This is a genomic window from Cupriavidus cauae (genome assembly GCF_008632125.1).
In the GTDB taxonomy this organism is placed as follows: Bacteria; Pseudomonadota; Gammaproteobacteria; order Burkholderiales; family Burkholderiaceae; genus Cupriavidus; species Cupriavidus cauae.
Genome location: NZ_VWRN01000003.1, coordinates 84,532 through 105,541 on the forward strand (window position 1 = coordinate 84,532; position 21,010 = coordinate 105,541).

General features: G+C 68.9%; 19 protein-coding genes and 1 pseudogene. 10 read left to right on the plus strand and 10 right to left on the minus strand.

All coding sequences use genetic code 11. The features are described 5' to 3' along the window. Positions 1–344 precede the first annotated feature (344 nt). From F1599_RS00830 to groL, 10 genes are all read left to right on the plus strand, one after another. Complete coding sequence (locus tag F1599_RS00830) at positions 345–755, plus strand: hypothetical protein (RefSeq protein ID WP_150081736.1); 411 nt, start codon at positions 345–347, stop codon at positions 753–755. Positions 756–1,007: 252 nt separating this feature from the next. Beyond that, on the plus strand, positions 1,008–1,466 hold the full coding sequence (locus F1599_RS00835; protein ID WP_149316891.1) for a (2Fe-2S)-binding protein: 459 nt from the start codon (positions 1,008–1,010) through the stop codon (positions 1,464–1,466). Positions 1,467–1,484: 18 nt separating this feature from the next. Continuing rightward, complete coding sequence (locus tag F1599_RS00840) at positions 1,485–3,770, plus strand: xanthine dehydrogenase family protein molybdopterin-binding subunit (RefSeq protein ID WP_395894426.1); 2,286 nt, start codon at positions 1,485–1,487, stop codon at positions 3,768–3,770. Between the two features lie 154 nt (positions 3,771–3,924). Then, complete coding sequence (locus tag F1599_RS00845) at positions 3,925–4,215, plus strand: winged helix-turn-helix domain-containing protein (protein ID WP_149316893.1); 291 nt, start codon at positions 3,925–3,927, stop codon at positions 4,213–4,215. 259 nt (positions 4,216–4,474) lie between these two features. After that, positions 4,475–6,127, plus strand: coding sequence for an alpha-amylase family glycosyl hydrolase (locus F1599_RS00850; protein ID WP_223819411.1), 1,653 nt, complete (start codon positions 4,475–4,477; stop codon positions 6,125–6,127). A gap of 64 nt (positions 6,128–6,191) precedes the next feature. Then, positions 6,192–7,820: an alpha-amylase family protein gene (locus F1599_RS00855; protein WP_150081739.1), complete on the plus strand. Its 1,629-nt coding sequence runs from the start codon at positions 6,192–6,194 to the stop codon at positions 7,818–7,820. Positions 7,821–7,887: 67 nt separating this feature from the next. Beyond that, positions 7,888–8,274, plus strand: a complete 387-nt coding sequence (locus tag F1599_RS00860; RefSeq protein WP_150081741.1) for a sensory rhodopsin transducer — start codon at positions 7,888–7,890, stop codon at positions 8,272–8,274. Positions 8,275–8,451: 177 nt separating this feature from the next. Then, positions 8,452–9,429 carry a TIGR03885 family FMN-dependent LLM class oxidoreductase gene (locus F1599_RS00865; protein ID WP_150081744.1) on the plus strand — a complete coding sequence of 326 codons (978 nt, stop codon included), beginning with the start codon at positions 8,452–8,454 and terminating at the stop codon, positions 9,427–9,429. Positions 9,430–9,825: 396 nt separating this feature from the next. Continuing rightward, complete coding sequence (gene groES, locus F1599_RS00870) at positions 9,826–10,116, plus strand: co-chaperone GroES (RefSeq protein ID WP_149316897.1); 291 nt, start codon at positions 9,826–9,828, stop codon at positions 10,114–10,116. Between the two features lie 108 nt (positions 10,117–10,224). Further along, positions 10,225–11,868, plus strand: coding sequence for a chaperonin GroEL (gene groL, locus F1599_RS00875; RefSeq protein ID WP_149316898.1), 1,644 nt, complete (start codon positions 10,225–10,227; stop codon positions 11,866–11,868). Positions 11,869–12,098: 230 nt separating this feature from the next. On the opposite strand, the gene F1599_RS00880 is transcribed toward groL, so the two are convergent. From F1599_RS00880 to F1599_RS25715, 10 genes and pseudogenes are all read right to left on the minus strand, one after another. Then, positions 12,099–12,959, minus strand: coding sequence for a metallophosphoesterase (locus F1599_RS00880; protein WP_150081747.1), 861 nt, complete (start codon positions 12,957–12,959; stop codon positions 12,099–12,101). A gap of 197 nt (positions 12,960–13,156) precedes the next feature. Next, positions 13,157–14,125 (minus strand): type II secretion system F family protein, encoded by a 969-nt coding sequence (locus F1599_RS00885; RefSeq protein WP_190286270.1) that lies wholly within the window; start codon positions 14,123–14,125, stop codon positions 13,157–13,159. A gap of 8 nt (positions 14,126–14,133) precedes the next feature. Continuing rightward, complete coding sequence (locus F1599_RS00890) at positions 14,134–15,165, minus strand: type II secretion system F family protein (protein ID WP_223819412.1); 1,032 nt, start codon at positions 15,163–15,165, stop codon at positions 14,134–14,136. Positions 15,166–15,192: 27 nt separating this feature from the next. After that, entirely contained in the window at positions 15,193–16,557 is a 1,365-nt protein-coding gene (locus F1599_RS00895; RefSeq protein WP_150081750.1) for a CpaF family protein, read from the minus strand. Between the two features lie 88 nt (positions 16,558–16,645). Then, complete coding sequence (locus tag F1599_RS00900; RefSeq protein ID WP_150081753.1) at positions 16,646–17,830, minus strand: AAA family ATPase; 1,185 nt, start codon at positions 17,828–17,830, stop codon at positions 16,646–16,648. Positions 17,831–17,891: 61 nt separating this feature from the next. Beyond that, complete coding sequence (locus F1599_RS00905; protein ID WP_262484840.1) at positions 17,892–18,299, minus strand: TadE family protein; 408 nt, start codon at positions 18,297–18,299, stop codon at positions 17,892–17,894. A 152-nt stretch (positions 18,300–18,451) separates the two neighbouring features. After that, positions 18,452–18,958 carry a TadE/TadG family type IV pilus assembly protein gene (locus F1599_RS00910; RefSeq protein WP_149317111.1) on the minus strand — a complete coding sequence of 169 codons (507 nt, stop codon included), beginning with the start codon at positions 18,956–18,958 and terminating at the stop codon, positions 18,452–18,454. A gap of 119 nt (positions 18,959–19,077) precedes the next feature. Then, complete coding sequence (locus F1599_RS00915) at positions 19,078–20,340, minus strand: pilus assembly protein TadG-related protein (protein WP_223819414.1); 1,263 nt, start codon at positions 20,338–20,340, stop codon at positions 19,078–19,080. 54 nt (positions 20,341–20,394) lie between these two features. After that, positions 20,395–20,739, minus strand: coding sequence for a hypothetical protein (locus tag F1599_RS00920; RefSeq protein WP_150081756.1), 345 nt, complete (start codon positions 20,737–20,739; stop codon positions 20,395–20,397). Positions 20,740–20,760: 21 nt separating this feature from the next. Beyond that, a pseudogene (locus tag F1599_RS25715) lies at positions 20,761–21,010 on the minus strand (hypothetical protein); the annotation flags it as partial.

Genomic DNA, 21,010 nt, shown 5'->3' on the forward strand with positions numbered 1-21,010 from the left:
GCAACGGGGGGCCATGCCGGACGCGGGACCGGCAGCGTCGGGCGACTATAGCGTCGGCACGATGTCGGCCAAGCGCCGATAAGGCGCAAAGTCGGGGCGCATTTGGGGATGGCGTTCGGCGGCGTTTTGAGGTAGGGGATGGCGGCGGGATGGCGGCGATCGGGCGGCGGTGGCGCGTTGGAATGGCGGTGGAATGGCGGCGGTAGTGCGGCGGTATTGCGGCGATTACCTTGCAGGTCATCGCATTGCGCGCGGCCAGCGACGATGATGAAGCCATCGCAACCGCCATTCGTTTTTCCCCTTCGTTTTCCCTTCGCCTTCCCTTCACCCTACGGAGATCGACCATGCAAACCGTCCAACCGACCCGCCTGCTGCGCCATGTCCTGATTGCCGACGCCATCGTCAGCGGCCTGATGGGCCTGCTGATGGTGTTCGATGCCAACGTGCTGTCGAACTGGTTCGCCATTCCGGCGTCCTGGCTGCGCTATGCCGGCCTGGTCCTGCTGCCCTATGCCGCCATCGTCGGCCTGCTGGCGACGCGCAATCCGATGCCGCGCGCGCTGGTGCTGGCGGTGATCGCCTGCAATGCGCTGTGGGCGATCGACTGCATGCTGCTGCTGGCCGCCGGCTGGCTGTCGCCGACCTGGCTGGGCAGCGCCTTCGTGCTGCTGCAGGCCTGGGGCGTGGCGGTGTTCGCGTGCCTGCAGTGGGTGGGCCTGCGCCGCGCGCAAGGGCAGCGCAGCGCGATGGCCTGAGCGCCCGGGCTCGACGCCTTGTCCCACGCCGCCCGCCGATGCGGGCGGTTTTTCATGGGCGTTTCGCGCGAATCTGACACGAGGCTGTCATCAAGCTTGCACGGCGCTGACAGCGCCGATTCCGCGCCAAACAAACGCGCGACTTTGCACTATGCTTGCGTCGTTTTAGCGCGCCACCGGCATTCCGCCCCCTGTCGCGGCGCGCGTGGGCGGCGGTTCGACAAGGGGGCGGCATGACAAGGAACGATCCCCATGACGACGCTGGAAATCAACGGCAAGCCGATGCAGGTCGACGCCGATCCGAGCACGCCGCTGCTGTGGGCGCTGCGCGATCAGCTGCATATGACGGGCACCAAGTTCGGCTGCGGCATCGCGGCCTGCGGCGCCTGCACGGTGCACATGAACGGCCAGCCGATCCGCGCCTGCGTAACGCCGATCTCCGCGCTGCAGGGCGCGCGGATCACCACGATCGAAGGCGCCGGCACCGACAAGGTCGGCCGCGCGGTGCTCGATGCCTGGGTCAGGAACGATGTGTCCCAGTGCGGCTATTGCCAGAACGGGCAGGTGATGAGCGCGATCGGGCTGCTGCGCAACAAGCGCAAGCCGACCGATGCGGATATCGACCAGGCGATGGCGGGCAACCTGTGCCGCTGCGGCACGTACCAGCGCATCCGCGCCGCCATCAAGGACGCGGCCAAGACGCTGGGCTGATCGGCTACCGGAGACACCATGCAAATGCAACGACTTGGCGCGCGGATTGCCGCGCTATCCGGCGGCGCCGGCGACGGCCCGCATGACGCCCATGGCGCGCACGACAGCCATGACGCGCCGGCCGCCGGCATCGACCGGCGCACCTTCCTGAAGCTGACCGGCATGGCCGGCGGCGGACTGGCGCTGGGCATCGCGCCGCTGGGTGAAGTCCGCGCCGACGAGGCTGCCGCGCCCACCGCGAAGGGCCCGGCCGCCGCGCCGCAGGCCTTCATCGTGATCGCGCCCGACAACACCGTGACGGTCGCGGTCAACCGGCTCGAATTCGGCCAGGGCGTGCACACCGCGCTGCCGATGGCGCTGGCCGAGGAGCTCGACGTCGACTGGCGCAACGTGCGCGCGGTGCTGGCGCCGGCCGGCGATCCGTACAAGGACCCCGCGATGGGGATCCAGATGACCGGCGGCTCGACCGCGGTCAAGCACTCGTACCAGCAGTATCGCGAGCTCGGCGCCCGTGCCCGCGCGATGCTGGTGGCCGCCGCCGCGCAGCAGTGGCAGGTGGAGCCGTCCGCGTGCACCGCCGCGCAAGGCGTGGTCACCGCCGGCAATCGCCGCGCGACCTACGGCGAGCTCGCGCAGGCCGCGATGGCGCTTCCGGTGCCGCAGCAGGTCACGCTGAAGGATCCGTCGCGCTTCACGCTGATCGGCAAGCCGACGCCGCGGCTGGACACGCGCGGCAAGCTCGACGGCTCGGTCGGCTTCGGCATCGACACGCAGCTCGACAACCTGATGGTCGCCGTTGTCGCGCGCCCGCCGCGCTTCGGCGGCAAGGTGCGCCGCTTCAATGCCGACGCGGCGCGCGCGATCAAGGGCGTGGCCGAGGTACTGGAGGTACCGACCGATGGCGGCGGCACCGGCGTCGCGGTGATTGCCAACGGCTATTGGCCGGCCAAGCAGGGGCGCGATGCGCTGCAGGCCGAATGGGACGACAGCGGCTCGACGGTCTCGACCGCGGCGCTGTATGAGGAATACGCCAAGCTGGCGCGCCAGCCCGGCAGGACGCCGCGCGCCGATGCCTTCGACCTGGCGGGCGCCGCGCGCACCATCGAGGCCGAGTACCGCTTCCCGTATCTGGCGCACGCGCCGATGGAGCCGCTGAACTGCACGATGCAGGCCGAGGTGGCCGGCGGTAAGCCAAGCCGCGTCAAGGTCTGGGCCGGCACGCAGTTCCAGACGGTCGACCAAGGCGCGCTGGCCAAGGCCTTCGGCCTGCCGCCCGAGCAGGTTTCGGTGGTGACGATGATGGCCGGCGGCGGCTTCGGCCGCCGTGCGGTGCCGACCTCCGACTATCTGGTGGAGGCCGCGCAGGTGATGCGCGCCTGGGTCGCGAAGGGCCATCGCGAGCCGGTCAAGGTCATCTGGAGCCGCGAGGACGATATCCGCGGCGGCTACTACCGGCCGCTGCATCTGCACCGCGCGCGCATCGGCGTCGATGCGCAGGGCAGGGTGCTGGGCTGGGAGCACGCGATCGTCGGCCAGTCGCTGACGATGGGCTCGCCGTTCGAGGCCTTCCTCGTCAAGGACGGCGTCGACCACACCATGACCGAGGGCATCGTCGACCATGACTATGGCTTCCCGCTGCGGCTGTCGGTCCATCACCCGAAGGTGCAGGTGCCGGTGCTGTGGTGGCGCTCGGTTGGCCACACGCACACGGCCTTCGTCAAGGAGACGCTGATCGACGAGCTGGCGACGGTGGCGAAGCAGGATCCGGTGGCCTACCGGCTCGCGCAGCTGGATCCGGTCAAGGGCGCACGGCAGCGGGCGGCATTGCAGCTCGCGGTGGAGAAGTCGGGCTACGGCAAGCGCCGGCTGCCGACGGGCCGCGCCTGGGGCGTCGCGGTGCACCAGTCCTTCGATTCGGCGGTGGCCTATGTGGTCGAGGTCTCGCTGCAGAACGGGCAGCCGCACGTGCATCGCGTGACCGCCGGCGTGCATGCCAATCGCGTGGTCAACCCGCTGTCGGCGCGCGCGCAGATCGAGGGCGGCTGTGTGTTCGGCCTGGCGATGATCCGGCCCGGGTTTGCCATCGAGATCGACAACGGCGCGGTCAGGAACAGCAACTTCGGCGACTTCCCGCCGGTGCGCATCAATGATGCGCCGCCGGTGGAGGTGCACTTCGTGCCGTCCGACGACCCGCCCACCGGGCTTGGCGAGCCGGGCGTACCAGTGATCGCGCCGGCGGTCGCCAATGCGGTGTTCAAGCTGACCGGCAAGCGCCAGCGGCAGTTGCCGTTCGTGATGGCGTAGGCGGCGGCTGCTGCGTCGCGGAAAGCGGAAGCGGCCGACCCTGGTTGGGGCCGGCCGCTTTTGTTTGCCTTGTTCAAGCGGCACGTGGATGCGGGCGTGTGTCATCCCCCGAACGCGGCTTGCCATTGCCGGATGTGGCGCCTAATGTACGGACATGGACCCCAAGCAGGAAGCCACCTTGAGCTATGCCTTGCTGACCGATCCGGCGCGTGCCGACATCTGCCGCGCGCTGCTGGAGGCCGGCGAGGACGGCATGCCCGCTGCCGACCTGGCCGCGGCGGTCGGCCTGAACCTGCGCCGCGCGGGGCGGATCTTCCAGGAGCTGCTGCAGGCGGACATCGTTGCGCTGACGGTGCGGGACCGGCAGGTCTGTTACAGCCTGAAGGCACGCCGGGAGATACGGCAGGCCCTCGGGTATATCGAGGACTCGGGGCTGTTGTCCTAGCCGCTTGAAACCTGCTGCGCCGCTGTCCGGGCCGGTGTCCGCTCCTCCAGCCGCCTCCGTCGGCACGCTTTCCGTCTCCCTTCCATCCCCCTGATCCCCCGTCGGAAAAAATTACCGCGCCCGCGCAGGATTTGCGCATCGGTCCCACGGCGCCTCGGCGTCCATATCGGTGGGGCCTCGGACGAACCCGCAGATGCCGCCAGACAGGCATGGAAGCTGCATCGATGGGCGGATGACAACCGTCATTGCCAGCGTGCCCATGAATGTGAACGTCCGTGCCACCGTACCGGCCGAGGCCATGCCCGGCCCGCCCGCCGATCCCTCGCAGACCGTCGAAGCGACGCGCGACACCTCGCTGTGGTGGAAGAGCGCCGTGGTCTACCAGATCTACCCGCGCTCCTTCGCCGATGCGAATGGCGACGGTGTCGGCGACCTGGCCGGCATCATCGAGCGGCTGGACCATGTCCGCGCGCTGGGCGCCGACACGATCTGGATCTCGCCGATCTATCGCTCGCCGATGGCCGACGCGGGCTATGACATCAGCGACTACTGCGATGTCGATCCGGTGTTCGGCTCGCTGGCCGATGCCGACCGGCTGATCGGCGAGGCGCACGCGCGCGGCCTGCGCGTGCTGCTCGACTTCGTGCCGAACCACACCTCGGACCAGCATCCGTGGTTCATCGAATCGCGCTCCTCGCGCGACAACCCGAAGCGCGACTGGTACATCTGGCGCGACCAGCCCAACGACTGGCGCGCGGCGCTCGGTGCCGGCAGCGCCTGGACCTGGGACGAGGCCACCGGCCAGTACTACCTGCACCTGTTCCTGCCGCAGCAGCCGGACCTGAACTGGCGCAATCCCGAGGTCGTGCAGGCCATGCACGGCGTGCTGCGTTTCTGGCTCGACCGCGGCGTCGACGGTTTTCGCATCGACGTCGCGCACTGCACCGGCAAGGACCCGACCTTCGCCGACCATCCGCGCTGCCTGGCGGGCGAGCCGCTGGCCGACTTCAACGACGACCCGTACAGCCACGAGGTGCTGCGCGGCATCCGCAAGCTGGTCGACAGCTATCCCGGCGATCGCGTGCTGGTCGGCGAGGTCAATATCCGCTCGACCGCCACCGTGGTGCAGTACTACGGGGCCGGCGACGAGCTGCACATGTCGTTCAACTTCCCGCCGCTCGATGCGCCCTGGGACCCGGTGGTATTCCGCACCTGCATCCGCGAGGTCGATGCGCTGCTGCAGCCGGCGCAGGCGTGGCCGACCTGGGTGCTGTCGAATCACGACAACGAGCGCCATCGCACCCGCTACGGCGGCTCGATGCGCCGCGCCCGCGCCGCCGCCGTGATGCTGCTGACGCTGCGCGGCACGCCATTCATCTTCCAGGGCGAGGAACTGGGGCTCGAGGACGTGGTGGTCGAGCCGGGCCAGCGCGTCGATCCGGGCGGACGCGATGGTCCGCGCGGCCCGATCCCGTGGGACTTCGCACCGCCACATGGCTGGCGCGCGGCCCGCACCTGGCTGCCGTTCCCGCCCGAGGCCGCGACGCTGTCGGTGCAGTCGCAATGGTCGCAGCCCTCGTCGATGCTGCATCTGTACCGCACGCTGATCGAGACGCGCCGCGCCAGCCCGGCGCTGCGCCTGGGCAGCTGGGAGGAATTGCCGTCGCCGCCCGAGGTGCTGGCCTATCGCCGCCGGCATGGCGACGACGACCGCGTGGTCTGCATCAACTTCGCCGAACGGCCGCTGCCGATCGATCTCGAGGGCGATTGGCGCGTCGCGATCGACAGCCTGCCGGAAGGTCCGGACCGCCGTTTCGACGGCATGCTGCAGCCGGAGCAGGCCGTCCTGCTGGAGCCGCTGCATCGGCCACGGCCGCAACCGCAGCAACAGCGGCAGCCGCTGCAGCCGTAATCGATGCGGGCGGCGCGGCACGGTCCGCCCGAGGTCGCCGTTCAATCGTCAGGAAGGAGAGTCCATGCGTTCGCTCTGGTACCGCAATGCGATCATCTACCAAATCGACGTCAGCGTATTTCGCGACGGCAATAACGACGGTTGGGGCGATCTCCAGGGTTTGACGGCGCATCTCGAATACCTGCGCGGGCTCGGCGTGACCTGCATCTGGCTGTCGCCGTTCTACCAGTCGCCGTTTCGCGATGGCGGCTACGACGTCACCGACCATCTCGCGGTCGACCCGCGCTTCGGCGACCTGGCGGACATGGTGGCGCTGCTGGAGAAGGCCGAGGAACTCGGTATCCGCGTGATGGTGGAACTGGTGGCGCACCACACGTCCGATCAGCATCGCTGGTTCCAGGAGGCGCGGCGCGACCGCAATTCGCCGTACCGCGACTACTACGTCTGGGCCGACGAGCCGGAGGAGACCCACGTCAAGCCGATCTTCCCGACCGTCGAGGACAGCGTCTGGACCTGGGACGAGGAGGCGGGGCAATACTACCGGCACGCCTTCTATTCGCATCAGCCCGATCTCAATATCGCCAACCCGGCCGTGCGCGCCGAGATCGAGGACATCATGTCGTTCTGGCTGCGGCTGGGCGTCTCGGGATTCCGCATCGACGCGGCGGGACACATGATCGACGGGGCGAAGGAAGCGGACCCGCGCGACGACGGCTTCTGGCTGCTGAACGACCTGCGCGCGTTCGCGACGCTGCGTCGTTCCGACGCGGTGCTGCTCGGCGAGGTCGACGTGCCGGCCGAGGACTACGCGCGCTACTTCGGCAAGGGCCATCGCCTGACGCTGGTGTCCAACTTCTTCCTGAACAACTTCCTGTTCCTGGCGCTGGCGCGCGAGCGCGCCGAGCCGATCGAGCGCGCGCTGCGCGAGCAGCCCGACCCGCCCGAGCGCGCGCAATACGCGGTATGGGTGCGCAATCACGACGAGCTCGACCTGGAGCGGCTCAGCGAGGCCGAGCGGGAAGAGGTGATGCAGCGCTTCGCGCCGAACGAGGACATGCGCGTCTACAACCGCGGCATTCGCCGCCGGCTGCCGCCAATGCTCGATGGCGACCAGCGCCGCATCGCGCAGGTCCATGCGCTGCTGTTCTCGCTGCCGGGCACGCCGATCCTGCGCTACGGCGAGGAGATCGGCATGGGGGAAGATCTGTCGCAAAAGGAACGCCACGCGGTGCGCACCGCGATGCAATGGTCCGACGAGGTCAATGGCGGCTTCTCGCCCGCCGATCCCGACTCGCTGCCGGTGCCGGTGATCCGCGAGGGGCCGTTCGCCTACGACAAGGTCAATATCTACGAGCAAACGCTGCGCGACGATTCGCTGTTGGCCAGGACGGGCAAGATGATCCGCGCGCGCCTCGGCATGCCGGAGATCGGTTACGGGGAATGCACGGTGATGGACGTGGGCTGCCCGGCGGTGCTGGCGCTGCGGCACGAACTGGATGGACAGGTGGTCTTCACCTTCGCCAATCTGTCGGGCCAGGACGTCGAGGTGGGGCTGCCCGATGTCGAGGTCGGCGAGCTGCGCGACATGCTGGTCGACGGCCCGTATCCGCCGCAGCAAAACGGGGCCCATGCGCTGAAGCTGCGTGCCTACGGCTATCGCTGGCTGCGGCAGCGGCCGTGCTTTGCGCCGTGATCGTCGACACGGTGGACGGCCTGGACACTGCCAATCCCGCCACTGGCGAACAACAAAGGAGAAACCGATGGAAGCGATCGGACAACGGCGCTGGGTGATTGCCGAAGGCTATCTGCCGCCGACCGACCCGGCCGCTAGCCGGCAATTGAACAGCCACGAGGCGGCCTGCCTGCTCAATACCGGCGATACCGAGGCCAATGTCACCGTGACGATCTTCTATGCCGACCGCGAGCCCGTGGGCCCCTACCGGCTGACGGTACCGGCTCGCCGCACGCTGCATCTGCGCTTCAACGATCTGCGCGACCCCGAGCCGATCCCCGAGGACACCGACTACGCCAGCGTGATCGAGTCCGATGTGCCGATCGTGGTGCAGCACACCCGGCTCGATTCGCGCCAGGCCGCGCTGGCGCTGATGACCACGCTGGCGTATCCGGTTCCGTCAGCGGCCGGCTGACGGCCACTGCCGGCCACTGTCGTTCACCTGACGACCAGAACACGACCAGAACACGACCGGAACACGACCGGAACACGACCAGAACACGACCGGAACACGACCGGAACACGACCGGAACACGACCAGAACACGACCGGAAGACGGCCGGCCCATCCCCATCCCGCCCAGGAGTCCGCCATGCCCTTGATCGGCTATCACGCCTCGCACGAACAGTTCTCGCCGGGCGATCTGCTGCGCTACGCGCGTGCCGCGCAGCTGGCCGGCTTTACCGCGCTCAGCAGCTCCGACCACTTCCATCCGTGGAGCGAGCGGCAAGGGGAGAGCGGCCATTCCTGGTCCTGGCTCGGCGCCGCGATGGCGACCGTCGATCTGCCCACGGGCGTGGTCGCGTGCCCGTTCGGCCGCTACCACCCGGCCGTGGTCGCGCAGGCCGCGGCGACGCTGGAGGCCATGTTTCCCGGCCGCTTCTGGATCGCGCTGGGCACCGGCGAGGCGCTGAACGAACACATCACCGGCCGGCCGTGGCCGTCCAAGCCCGAGCGGCAGGCCATGCTGACCGAATCGGTGGACGCGATGCGCGCGCTGTGGCGCGGCGAGGAGGTGACGCACCACGGCAGCATCGTGGTCGATCGCGCGCGGCTCTATACGCTGCCGCAGCGTCCGCCGCCGATCTTCGCCGCGGCGCTGACCGCGCAGACAGCCCGCTGGGCGGGGCAGTGGGCCGACGGCCTGATCACGATCTCGGCCCCACGCGAGACCATGCGCGCGGTGATCGACGCCTTCCGCGAGGGCGGCGGCGAGGCCAAGCCGGTCCATATCCAGGCCAAGATCGCCTATGCCGACCCCACCCAGGGCGACGAGGCGGCCCGCCGAATGGCCTACGAACAGTGGCGCACCAATGTGTTCGACAGCGAAACGGCGGCGAACCTGGCGACCCCCGCCGAATTCGATGCCCGCGCGCGGACGGTGTCGCCGGACGACATCGAGCGCGCGGTCCGCATCTCCTGCGATGCCGCGCAACAGGCGGCCTGGCTGGCCGAGGACCTGGCCATGGGCGCCGACGCGGTCTTCCTGCACAACGTCTGCGGAAACCAGCAGGCCTGGATCGACGCCTGCGCGCAGACGGTCTTGCCTCAGCTGCGGGGCGGGGCCTGAGCTTTTCGTGTCTCCCCCCGCGACGGCGAGGCCCAGTGTCTCGGCTCGAAAGGCGACAATCGCCGGGTCGCCGCTTGCAGGGGGGACGACGGTAGAGGGAGATCGACTCCCCGGGCGACATCCGCCTGAAAAAATACTGGCCGCACAATATAAGAGACAATGCCCGTCCGGCCTTGCCCGGCGCGGGGCCGCGACGTTTTTCCTTCCTTTCTGCGGGTAAACCCGTATTCAGACCTCGTCTTGAAAACCCGAAACCCCGTCCCTATAATTAGCACTCGCCGGGTGCGAGTGCTAACAGCGTGCTGTAGCCTGCATCCGGCGTCCGATTTCAAGGGTCTCCGCACTCCCGCGGTGGCCACTTTGCAAATAAATGCTCACTTGTACTAAGGAGTCCGTATGAATCTGCGTCCTTTGCACGACCGCGTGATCGTCAAGCGTCTGGACAACGAAACCAAGACCGCTTCCGGCATCGTGATTCCCGACAATGCTGCCGAGAAGCCCGATCAGGGTGAAGTGCTGGCCGTCGGCCCGGGCAAGAAGGATGACAAGGGCGCCTCGATCGCCCTCGACGTCAAGGTGGGTGACCGCGTCCTGTTCGGCAAGTACGCCGGCCAGAGCGTGAAGGTGGATGGCCAGGAACTGCTGGTCATGCGCGAAGAAGACATCATGGCGGTCATCAACAAGTGATGTCGCTGTCCGGGCGCCGCGCGTCCGGAACCCCTGGGCGCCTCGGTTCCGCCGCGGCGGCAATCGCGCCCGGGACATTTCCCGTACAGAATTCTGGAGATCTAGAACATGGCAGCTAAAGACGTAGTGTTCGGCGACAGCGCTCGCCACAAGATGGTCGAAGGCGTGAACATCCTGGCCAACGCGGTCAAGGTGACCCTGGGTCCGAAGGGCCGCAACGTGGTGCTCGAGCGCAGCTTCGGCGGCCCGACCGTGACCAAGGACGGTGTGTCGGTCGCCAAGGAAATCGAGCTGAAGGACAAGCTGCAGAACATGGGCGCCCAGATGGTCAAGGAAGTCGCTTCCAAGACCAGCGACAACGCCGGTGACGGCACCACCACCGCGACCGTGCTGGCCCAGTCGATCGTGCGCGAAGGCATGAAGTACGTTGCCGCCGGCATGAACCCGATGGACCTGAAGCGCGGCATCGACAAGGCCGTTGGTTCGGCTGTCGAAGAGCTCAAGAAGCTGAGCAAGCCGACCACGACCAGCAAGGAAATCGCCCAGGTTGGCGCGATCTCGGCCAACAGCGACGAAGTGATCGGCAAGCTGATCGCCGAAGCGATGGACAAGGTCGGCAAGGAAGGCGTGATCACCGTCGAGGACGGCAAGTCGCTGGCCGATGAGCTGGAAGTCGTCGAGGGCATGCAGTTCGACCGCGGCTACCTGTCGCCGTACTTCATCAACAACCCGGACAAGCAAGTCGTCCAGCTCGACAACCCGTTCGTGCTGCTGTTCGACAAGAAGATCTCGAACATCCGCGATCTGCTGCCGGTGCTGGAGCAAGTGGCCAAGTCGAGCCGTCCGCTGCTGATCATCGCCGAAGACGTCGAAGGCGAAGCGCTGGCGACCCTGGTGGTCAACAACATCCGTGGCATCCTGAAGACCGCCGCCGTCAAGGCGCCTGGCTTCGGCGACCGCCGCAAGGCCATGCTGGAAGACATCGCCATCCTGACCGGCGGTACCGTGATCGCCGAGGAAGTCGGCCTGACGCTGGAAAAGGCGACCCTGCAAGACCTGGGTCAAGCCAAGCGTGTCGAGATCGGCAAGGAAAACACCATCATCATCGACGGTGCCGGTGACGCCGCCGCGATCGAAGGCCGTGTCAAGCAGATCCGTGCCCAGATCGAGGAAGCGACCTCGGACTACGACCGCGAAAAGCTGCAAGAGCGCGTGGCCAAGCTGGCCGGCGGTGTTGCGGTGATCAAGGTCGGTGCCGCCACCGAAGTCGAAATGAAGGAAAAGAAGGCACGCGTCGAAGACGCGCTGCACGCCACCCGCGCTGCCGTTGAAGAAGGCATCGTCCCGGGCGGCGGCGTGGCCCTGCTGCGTGCCCGCGCTGCGATCTCGAGCCTGACCGGCGACAACGCCGACCAGAACGCCGGCATCAAGATCGTGTTGCGCGCGATGGAAGAGCCGCTGCGCCAGATCGTGCTGAACGCAGGCGAAGAAGCTTCGGTCGTCGTGGCCAAGGTCATCGAAGGCAAGGGCAACTTCGGCTACAACGCCGCCAGCGGCGAGTACGGCGACCTGGTCGAGATGGGCGTGCTGGATCCGACCAAGGTGACCCGCACCGCGCTGCAGAACGCCGCTTCGGTCGCATCGCTGATGCTGACCACCGACTGCGCGATCGCCGAAACGCCGAAGGAAGAGTCGGCGCCGGCAATGCCGGGCGGCATGGGTGGCATGGGCGGCATGGACGGCATGATGTAATCACGCCGGCTGTCGGCTTCGGCCGACTGCCCAGACTGCCGAGACGGCGCGAGTCGTCGCTTCAGTCGAAACCCCCGCGGGTGCAAGCCCGTGGGGGTTTTTGTTTTGGGCTTCCTTCCTTGCCGTGGCAGAGCGTATGGGGCGGTCGGGATGGCTGACGGGTGCGGGATTATCGGCGGCTCTTCCCTGTCCCCAACCCGAGAGAAGGCCGCGAGAACCACAACCGACCCTCACACCTCCACCACATACCCCCAATCGAACTTCGCATTCTCCAGCGCCCCGTCGCCGCGCCGCACATAGCCGCGGGGGTTGCAGACCACGCGCGCGCGGTCGACGCGGTAGTCGAAGCTGGTGTGCGTATGGCCGTGGATCCACAGGTCGGCGCGCTGGACCAGGTCGGGCCGGCGCGAGATGAAGCCGGCCGAGGCGAGGTCGTGCGCATAGCGCGGGTCGAGGCTGCCGAGGTCCGGCGCATGGTGGGTGACCACCACGGTGGCGCCGTCGAAGGGCTTGTCCAGTTCGCCGGCCAGCCACGCCGACTCGGTGCGGTGGCGCGCCAGCGCGTCGGCGGGCGTGAAGCGGCGGATGCCGCCGTGCCGGCCGCCGCGACCGTCCGCGCTGTCATCCGCGCTGTCGTGCGCGCCGCCGTCCGCCCTGTCGTCCGCGCTGTCGTCCTCGACCGAGATCAGCCGATGGTCGAGCATCACCCTGGCGCAGGCCTGCATCGCGTCGTCGATGCGCTCGCGGCCGAACAGCGCGTAGTCGGCCCACCATGTCGTGCCCAGCACGCGCACCGGCGCCTGGCCCGGCAGTTCGAACACCGCCACGCCGCCGGTCAGCAGATGCACCTGCGGATGCGCGGCCGCGGCGGCGGCCATTTGCGCATCGACCCGGGTGAAGGTGCTGTCGTAGTACTCGTGATTGCCCGGCACATAGACGATCGGCCCGCGCAGGTGCCGCGCCGCCCAGTCGATGCCATGGCGGCCGTTGGCGATGTCCCCCGCGAGCACGACGACATCGGCCTCGCAGTCGGGGACCGTTTCGGGGGTATGGTGTTCCAGGTGCAGATCGCTCAGAACGCGTAGCTTCATGCCGCCTCCAGCCGGCCTCCAATGGGCCTGTGCCTTCGGAGTGTTCAGCATGCGGCGGTACCGGTCAAGTGCGCGGGTTCCCGCGCCGCGGCGCGGCAGAACGACTCCCAGCGAAAAAGCCCGGACCGGGTCCGGGCAAAGGCTGTCCGCACTGCCTGGGGTGATGGCGGCCAGCCGAGGGCCGAAGCCCGGCGGCGTTATCCGCCCTGTCCGGTCATGGTCGGCAGCAGCACGCGCACGATCTGGATGAAGGCGGGGCCGAGCAGCACCACCAGCAGCGAGGGGAAGATCAGGAAGATCAGCGGGAACAGCAGCTTCAGCGCGATCTTGGCCGCCTGTTCCTCGGCCAGCATCCGCCGCTTGGTGCGCAGCATGTCGGACAGCACCCGCAGCGATTCGCCCAGGCTGGTGCCGAAGCGATCGGCCTGCACCAGCATCGCGGCGAAGCGCTCGACGTCCTCGACGCCGGTGCGCAGCGCCAGGTTGGACAGCGCCTTCTCCTTGGAAAAGCCCGAACGCATCTCCAGCAGCATCAGTTCCAGCTCGCCCGCCAGCACGGGGCAGCGCAGCGACAGTTCGCTGGCGACGCGCATCAGCGCCGCGTCCAGGCCGAGCCCGGCCTCGACGCAGACGGTCAGCAGGTCGATCGCATCGGGAAACTCCTCGAACACGGCGCGCTTGCGCTGGGCGATCCGGCGCGCCAGCAGCGCGTTGGGCAGGTAGTAGCCGACCGCGCAGATCGCGATCAGCAGCACCGCCAGCAGTGCGCCGTCGCTGGCCAGCGGCGTGCCGACCGTCGCCACCAGCGCCGCCAGCGGCAGTGCCAGCGCCAGCACGGTCTTGGCGGCGAAGTACAGCGTGGGCGCGGCGGCGCCGCGCCAGCCCGCGTTCATGAAGCGCACCCGCAGCGCCGAGTTCTCCCAGCCCTCTTTCGGCAGCGCCAGGCGCGACACCGGCCTTGCCCACTCGCTGAGCCGCGCGCCCCAGTCGTTGCCTGCCGACGTTCCCGCCGTCCCCGCGGCGCCCGTGCCGGCGCCGCCAAGCCGCTCCAGCCGCGCACGCAGCCGGTTCGGCGAACAAACCAGCATCAGGCCGAGCGCCGCGCCGAAGGCGGCGACGAACACCAGGCCGAGCAACAGCCATTGTTGTGTCTGCATGGCTTGCATGATTCCTCCTATACCCGGATGCGGATGATCTTGCGCATCCACAGCACGCCCAGCGCCATCATCCCCAGCGCCGTGCCGGCCATGCGGATGCCGGCCGGGTCCTGCCACAGCACGTCGAGAAAGCCGGGGTTCAGCACCGAGATCAGCCCGGCGGTGCCGAACGGCAGCAGGCCGAGGATCCATGCCGACAGCCGGCCCTCCGCGGACAGCACGCGGATCTTGTCGAACAGCTTGAGCCGCTCGCGCACCAGGCGGCTGATGGTGTCGAGGACCTCGGCCAGGTTGCCGCCGCTGTCGCGCTGGATCAGCACCGCGATGACGAAATAACGCAGATCGCCGACCGGTACCCGGATCGCCAGGCTGGTCAGCGCATCGTCGAGCGAGACGCCGTAGTTGATCTCCTCGAAGGCCAGGCGGAACTCGGGACCGAGCGGGGCCTTCATCTCCTGGCCGACGGTGCCGAGCGCGCCGGCGAAGGAATGCCCGGCGCGCAGCGAGCGGCTGATCATGTCGATCGCGTCCGGCAGCTGCGCCTCCATGCGCTTCAGGCGCCGTTGGCGCTGCGCCAGCGTGCGCAGGCATGGCAGCGCGGCGGCCAGCAGCGCGCCGCCGGCCGCCAGCGAGAACGGCAGCGGCAGCAGCGACAGCGCGGCGAACGCGATCAGCAGGCTCGCGGCACTGAAGCCCAGCAGTTGCCCGACCGACCAGCTGCTGCCCGACTGCTGCAGCCAGCGGTCCAGCGCCGCTACCCGCGGCACCCGCATCAGCAGGCGCTGCATCCGCGGGCTGCCGGCCAGCATCCGCTCCTTCAGGATCGACATCTGCTCGCGGCCGAGCTGGCCGCCGGCCGACAGCGCGCGGATGCGCGCGTCGATGCGGCGGGCCGAGGCGCCATGATGGCTGTTCCACCACAGGTAGACGGCCTCGATGGCCAGCACCACCGCGATGAACAGCAGCACGCCGAAGGCGTACAGCGCGTAGTGTCCCAGTTGTCCCAATTGCCCCAGTTGCCCCAGTTGCCCGAATCGGCCAAGGTCCATGATCGCTCTCCGTCAGTCCGGCAGGTGCTAGATCTCGAAACGCCGCGCGGGATCGTAAGTCTCGTCGGGCAGCCCCACGCCGTAGACGCGCAGCCGCTCGGCGAAGCGCGGATAGACGCCGGTCGCGCGGAAGTGGCCGCGCACGGTGCCGTCCTGTCCCACGCCGGTGCGCTGGAAGGTGAAGATCTCCTGCATGTTGATCACGTCGCCCTCCATCCCGGTGATCTCCTGGATGCTGACGATCTTGCGGCTGCCGTCGGTCAGGCGCGCGGCCTGCACGATCACCGTGATGGCCGAGGCGATCTGCTGCCGGATCGCTTTCGGCGGCACGTTCATGCCCGCCATGCCGACCATGTTCTCCAGCCGTGTCAGCGCATCGCGCGGCGTGTTGGCGTGGATGGTGGTCAGCGACCCCTCGTGCCCGGTGTTCATCGCATTGAGCATGTCGAGCGCCTCGGCGCCGCGCACCTCGCCGAGGATGATGCGATCGGGCCGCATGCGCAGCGCGTTGCGCACCAGCGAGCGCTGCGTGATCTCGCCCTTGCCCTCGATATTGGGCGGGCGCGTTTCCAGCCGCAGCACATGGGGCTGCCGCAGTTGCAGCTCGGCGGCGTCCTCGATGGTCACCACGCGCTCGTCGGCCGGGATGAAGCCCGACACGATGTTCAGCAGCGTGGTCTTGCCGCTGCCGGTGCCGCCCGACACCACCAGATTGACCTTGGCGTGCGCCAGTGCCTGCAACAGCTGCGCCATCGGCGGCGTCAGGCTGTGGTACGCGATCAGGTCCGCGATCTGCAGCGGATTGACGGCGAAGCGGCGGATCGACAGCAGCGGGCCGTCGATCGCCGACGGGGGGATGATCGCATTGACGCGCGAGCCGTCGGGCAGGCGCGCATCGACCATCGGGCTGGTCTCGTCGATGCGGCGCCCGACGCGCGAGACGATCTTCTCGATGACCTTCATCAGGTGGGCGTCGTCGTAGAACGTGATGTCCGTCAGTTCGAGCTTGCCGCGCCGCTCGACATAGGTCTGGCGCGCGGTATTGACCAGGATGTCGGACACCGTGGGGTCGCGCAGCAGCGGCTCCAGAGGGCCGAAGCCGAACATTTCGTCGTAGATCTCGCCGATCAGCTGCCGGCGTTCTGCGTCGTTGAGCAGCACCTTGTCCTCGTCGACGATGGCGCCCACCAGCAGGCCGATCTCGTGCCGGACCTGCTCGAGCGGGATGCGGGCCAGCCGCTCGAGCTCGACGCGCTCGAGCACGGTCTCGTGCACGGCGCGCTTGAGCGCGCGATAGCCGCTGCCCACGGGCAGCGCGGCGGCCGGGTGGCCGTTGACGGGCAGGGCGGCGAAGCCCGGGCTGGCGTTCGACAGTTGTTCGCGGATCGACATGGCGGTCTCCGGCTCGAGAGGTGGGTGCGTGTGGTGTGTGGGCGCGCGCGGCGAGGTGGCGTACGACGAAGCGATAGGGTTACCGCGCTCACGCCGCCTTGACCCGCAGCAGCAGCCGGCGCAGCGACAACGGCTCGCCGCCCGCGCGCGGTTCCGGCTCGGCCGCGGCCAGCTGCGTGGCGAGGGACTGCAGCGCGCGCGCGATGGCGCTGCGCCGGTGCATCCCCAGCACCGGCTCCCCGTGGCTGATCGCCGCGTTCACCGCGGCGGCGTCCTCGGGCAGCGCCTGCCAGACCGGGGTGCCGCAGATCTGCTCCAGCGCGGCGCGGTCCAGTTCGTTGCGGCGGTCGTCGCGGTTCAGCAGCAGGCGCACCTTGTCGTCGGGGTAGTGCAGCGCCCGCAGGATGTCGAGCAGGCGCCGGCCGGTGCGGGCATGCGCGATGGTCGGCTGCAGCACCACGCCGATGCGGTCGCTGCGGTCCAGCACGCCGATCGACACCGGATCGATGGCCTGGCCGGCGTCGACCAGCACGAAGTCGTAGTGCGGCAGCGCCAGCGACAGGATCCATTCGACCTGTTCCTTGCGCACCGATGCCGCCTTGATCGGATCGACCGCGCCGGCCAGTACGTCGAAGCCCTCGGCCACCGGCGTCAGGCACGCTTCGAGGAAGGCCGCATCCATGCGGTCGATCTGCGCGCAGACGTCGGGCAGCGTCGCCGGCGGCGTGCGGTCGCAGATCGTGTGGACCAGATCGCCGAACTGCCGGTTCAGGTCCAGCGCCAGCACGCGCTTGCCCTGGGCGGCCAGCGCATGTCCAAGGTTGCCGGTCAGGAAGCTGACGCCGGCGCCGCCCTTGCACGACAGCAGCGACACCAGCCGCGCGCTGCGGCGGCGCCGCTGCGTGCTGGCCGCCTGCAGCCGGCGCAGCGCGTCGCCGAGCTGGTTCTGCTCCAGCGGCCACGCCAGCACGTCGCGGATGCCGGTGCGCAGCGCCTGGATCAGCAGCTCGGGCTCGACCGCATCGGTGACCAGGATGCAGGGCAGCTCCGGATGCTGCTGCCGCATGGTCTCGATGCCCTGCATCTGCGCCGGGCCTATCCTGTCGTGCGCGATCACCAGCATGTCGGCCAGCGCCAGCTGGCTCGCATGCGACGCGATGCGCGCCGGCGCCTCGCTCAGCGCCAGCGTCTGGAACGACCCGCACTGCGCGCACAGCCGCGCGATTTCGGCCAGCCGTTCGGTTTGCTCGGAGGCGATCAGAATCGTCAGCATGACGGCTTCTCCTGTTCGTTGTCCTGTGCGCCGCGGCGGGCGCGGCAATGCTTGCCCACGTTCAGCTGCAGACCGGCCCGCCGGTCGCGCTGTTCATGCTTTCGCGCGACAGCGTGGTGGCGAAGGGCGGCACCGGCAGCGTCATCGGAATCATCGGCACGAGCGTGCGCACGGTCAGGCCGGTGACGCGGACCGTCACGCTGGCGCAGCTCGCGCGCGCGGTATCGGGATCGCTGTCGCAGCCGGCGGGCTCGTAGTCGAGCGCGATGTTCGACGGCGACAGCTGCGGCATCAGCGCCGCCATGCGGGTCTTGATGATGGCGGCATTGGCATCGCAGACCACGGCCATGCGCGCGCCCCAGCGTGTCGCTTCGCTGGCGGTGTTCCAGTGGAACAGCACGCGGGCCATTTCGACGACGCCGATCAGCAGCGTGAAGAACAGCATCGCGACGATCGCGAACTCGACCACGGTGGCGCCGCGCTGGCGCGCGCGAGGCCGCGGTGCGCCCACTGGCGGCCGCGCTGGCGTGCGGTGTGGCGACCGATGTGGCGGCCGACGTGTCGTCCGATATGTCGTCCGATATGGCGATGCCATCGGTGCGGATGGGCGGACAGCGGGATTCATAGCACTTGCCTCATCACGGTCATCACATCGGAGAACACCAGCCCGCTGGCATCGATCAGCGGCTGGATCGGCGTATAGGCGAAGCCGGTGATCTTGACGGCCACCAGGTTGACGGTGCCGGCCGGCACGCCGGCGCCGCCGCCGTTGTCGTAGGTATTGACGTTGGCGAAGGCCATGCCCGGGCACCCACCCGCGTCGACGCGATCGCAGATCACCACCATCGACGTGCTCAGGCCGCCGACCAGCGGGCTGCCGGTGCAGCCGGTATTGCCATGCACCGCCAGGCATTTGGCCTGCGCGGCGGGGTAGCCGGCGTCGTCGGGCGAGAACTGCGACAGGTAGCGGGTGGCGCCGCGCGTGGCCTTGGTCAGCGCGTCGTACTGGTAGATCGCGCGGCCGAATTCGGCGACGCCGCACAGCATCAGCAGCAACGGGATCAACAGGATGGCGAACTCGACGGCGGCCACGCCGCGCTGGCGTTCGCGTGCGCCGGCGCGGCGCAGTCGGCGCGGACCGCCGCGCAGGTTGTGGCGCGGTCCATGGCCCGCCGCATTGCCGGCAGCGGAGCGGGGGATCGGCGTCTTCACGATGGCCTCCTGTCGCTTGTCGATGTGGCCGGCCGCTACTGCACCAGGACCGGCACCAGCGGGCCGGGTCCGCTGCCGAGTCCGGGGATGCCCTGCGTCGCGCAGGGGCTGCCCATCGAGCTCGACACGCCGCGATATTCGAGCCGCACCGAGTTGATGTTGCCGCCCCATTGCATCGGCTCGATCATCAGCAGGCAGGCCCACTCCAGCACGCTGGCCTTGTGCGTGCCCGACACAGCGAAGCCGCTGCAGTCGACCACCGGGGCCAGCACCATGCGCCGGTCGGCGCCGCCCTGATGCGCGGCGGTGCTGGACGGCGATCCCTTGGTATCGATCATCGCGATGCTGTCGCCCTGGTAAGGCGCAAACGTCTTGCGCCTGGCGGTGAAGTCCGGATAGGCATTGGCCTTGGCGGGCCAGGTGGTGTCGTTGTAGGCGTGGCCGGTGAAGTCGGGCACGCCGGCGACCTTGCCGGCCTTGACGATGCCGAAGCGGCTGTTCCACTCGTCCGCCAGCGACGACTTGTTGCCGGTGGTGCCGATCTCGGTGCCGAGCGCCGGCAGGTTGCACTGGCCCGAGCCCTTGAGCTGCTCGGCCAGGCTCTTGGTGCCGCTGCCGCCCGCCAGGTCGGCCCAGCCGAAATTGCCGCCGCCATACTCGCCCTTGTTGCCTGCGTCGAGCTTGGACACCAGCCACTGGCCCACGGTGTAGGGTGGTTCGGGCGGACTGATGGTGTCGGGCTTGCAGACGAACACCGGGATCGCGCACGCCGTCTGCGCGGCGCCCACGGTGGCCACCGCGAACGAGGACACCGTGCTCGGCCCTACGCTGCCACCCGGCAGCAGGTTCAGCACCTGGGCGAACCAGTTGGCGATGCCGGCGCGCGAGGCCGCGCATTTGACGTATTTGATGGTGTCCAGCGCATAGGGCACGCTGTTCTTCGGATAGAAGGGGTTGGCCAGCGCGTCGCTGTAGGTCACGCTGCTGTCGGCGGTGAACTGCACCGACTCGCTCTGGAACAGCGCCAGATTGCGATAGCCGGCGGTGATGCCGGCCGCCTCGGACACCGCCAGCGGCGTGGCGCCGGTCAGGTCGCGCGCCGCCGCCAGCGCGCAGGCATCGGCGCCGTTCTGCAACTCGCTCTTGGCCACGTAGAGCTTGCCCAGGTCCAGCGCCAGGCCGAGGAAGCCCACCATCGCCACCAGCGCCAGCGCGACGACGATCGCGACCGCACCCTGCTGGCGCTGCCGCATGGCGGTTCGCCGGCGCATGCGCGATCCCGCTGTGTTCGGCTTCATGATGGGTTCCTCCATGGCTTGGCGAAATGGCTTGCGCCCCTGCATCGGCCGCGTTCAGCGCGTGCCGATGCCGCCCGACATGCCGATGCCGCCCTGCATGCCGGCGCCATTGCCATAGGCGCCGGCGGGCGACAGGCGTTGCAGCGAGCGGTCGTAATTGCCCATCGCGGCCACCGCGGCCTTGCCGTCGACGCCGGTCAGCGAAGGCATGCCGGCCGGCGCATTCGGATTGATGATCTGGGCCTGCTTGACCGCATTGACGGACTGGCCGAAGCGGCTGTCCCAGATCGGCGTGGTGCTGATGCAGGCCGCGAGCAGCGGCGCGGCGAGCAGGGCGGCGAGCAGGGCCGCGGGGCGGCCGCGCGCGCGCAGGCGGGACGATTGCAAAGGCTGGTTCATGGCGTTCTCCTTGCGTGGCGCTCAGTTCAGTGCGGCCGGCTTGCCGCCGGTGGCGCCGGTGCCGTCGTTTCCCGCCGGGGCGGCGGCGCGTGCCCTGGCGAGCCGCGAGGCGGTGGCCTCGATGCGGGCGATGCGTTCGGCCTGCGATTCCTCGCGTGCGGCGGTTGTCGGCAGCGCGGCCGGCCGTGCCGCGCGCGTCGCCGCTGACGCTGCCGGTGCAGTGGCAGTGGCAGTGGTAGTGGCAGCGGCCGGTGTCGCGGACAGCGCCGCG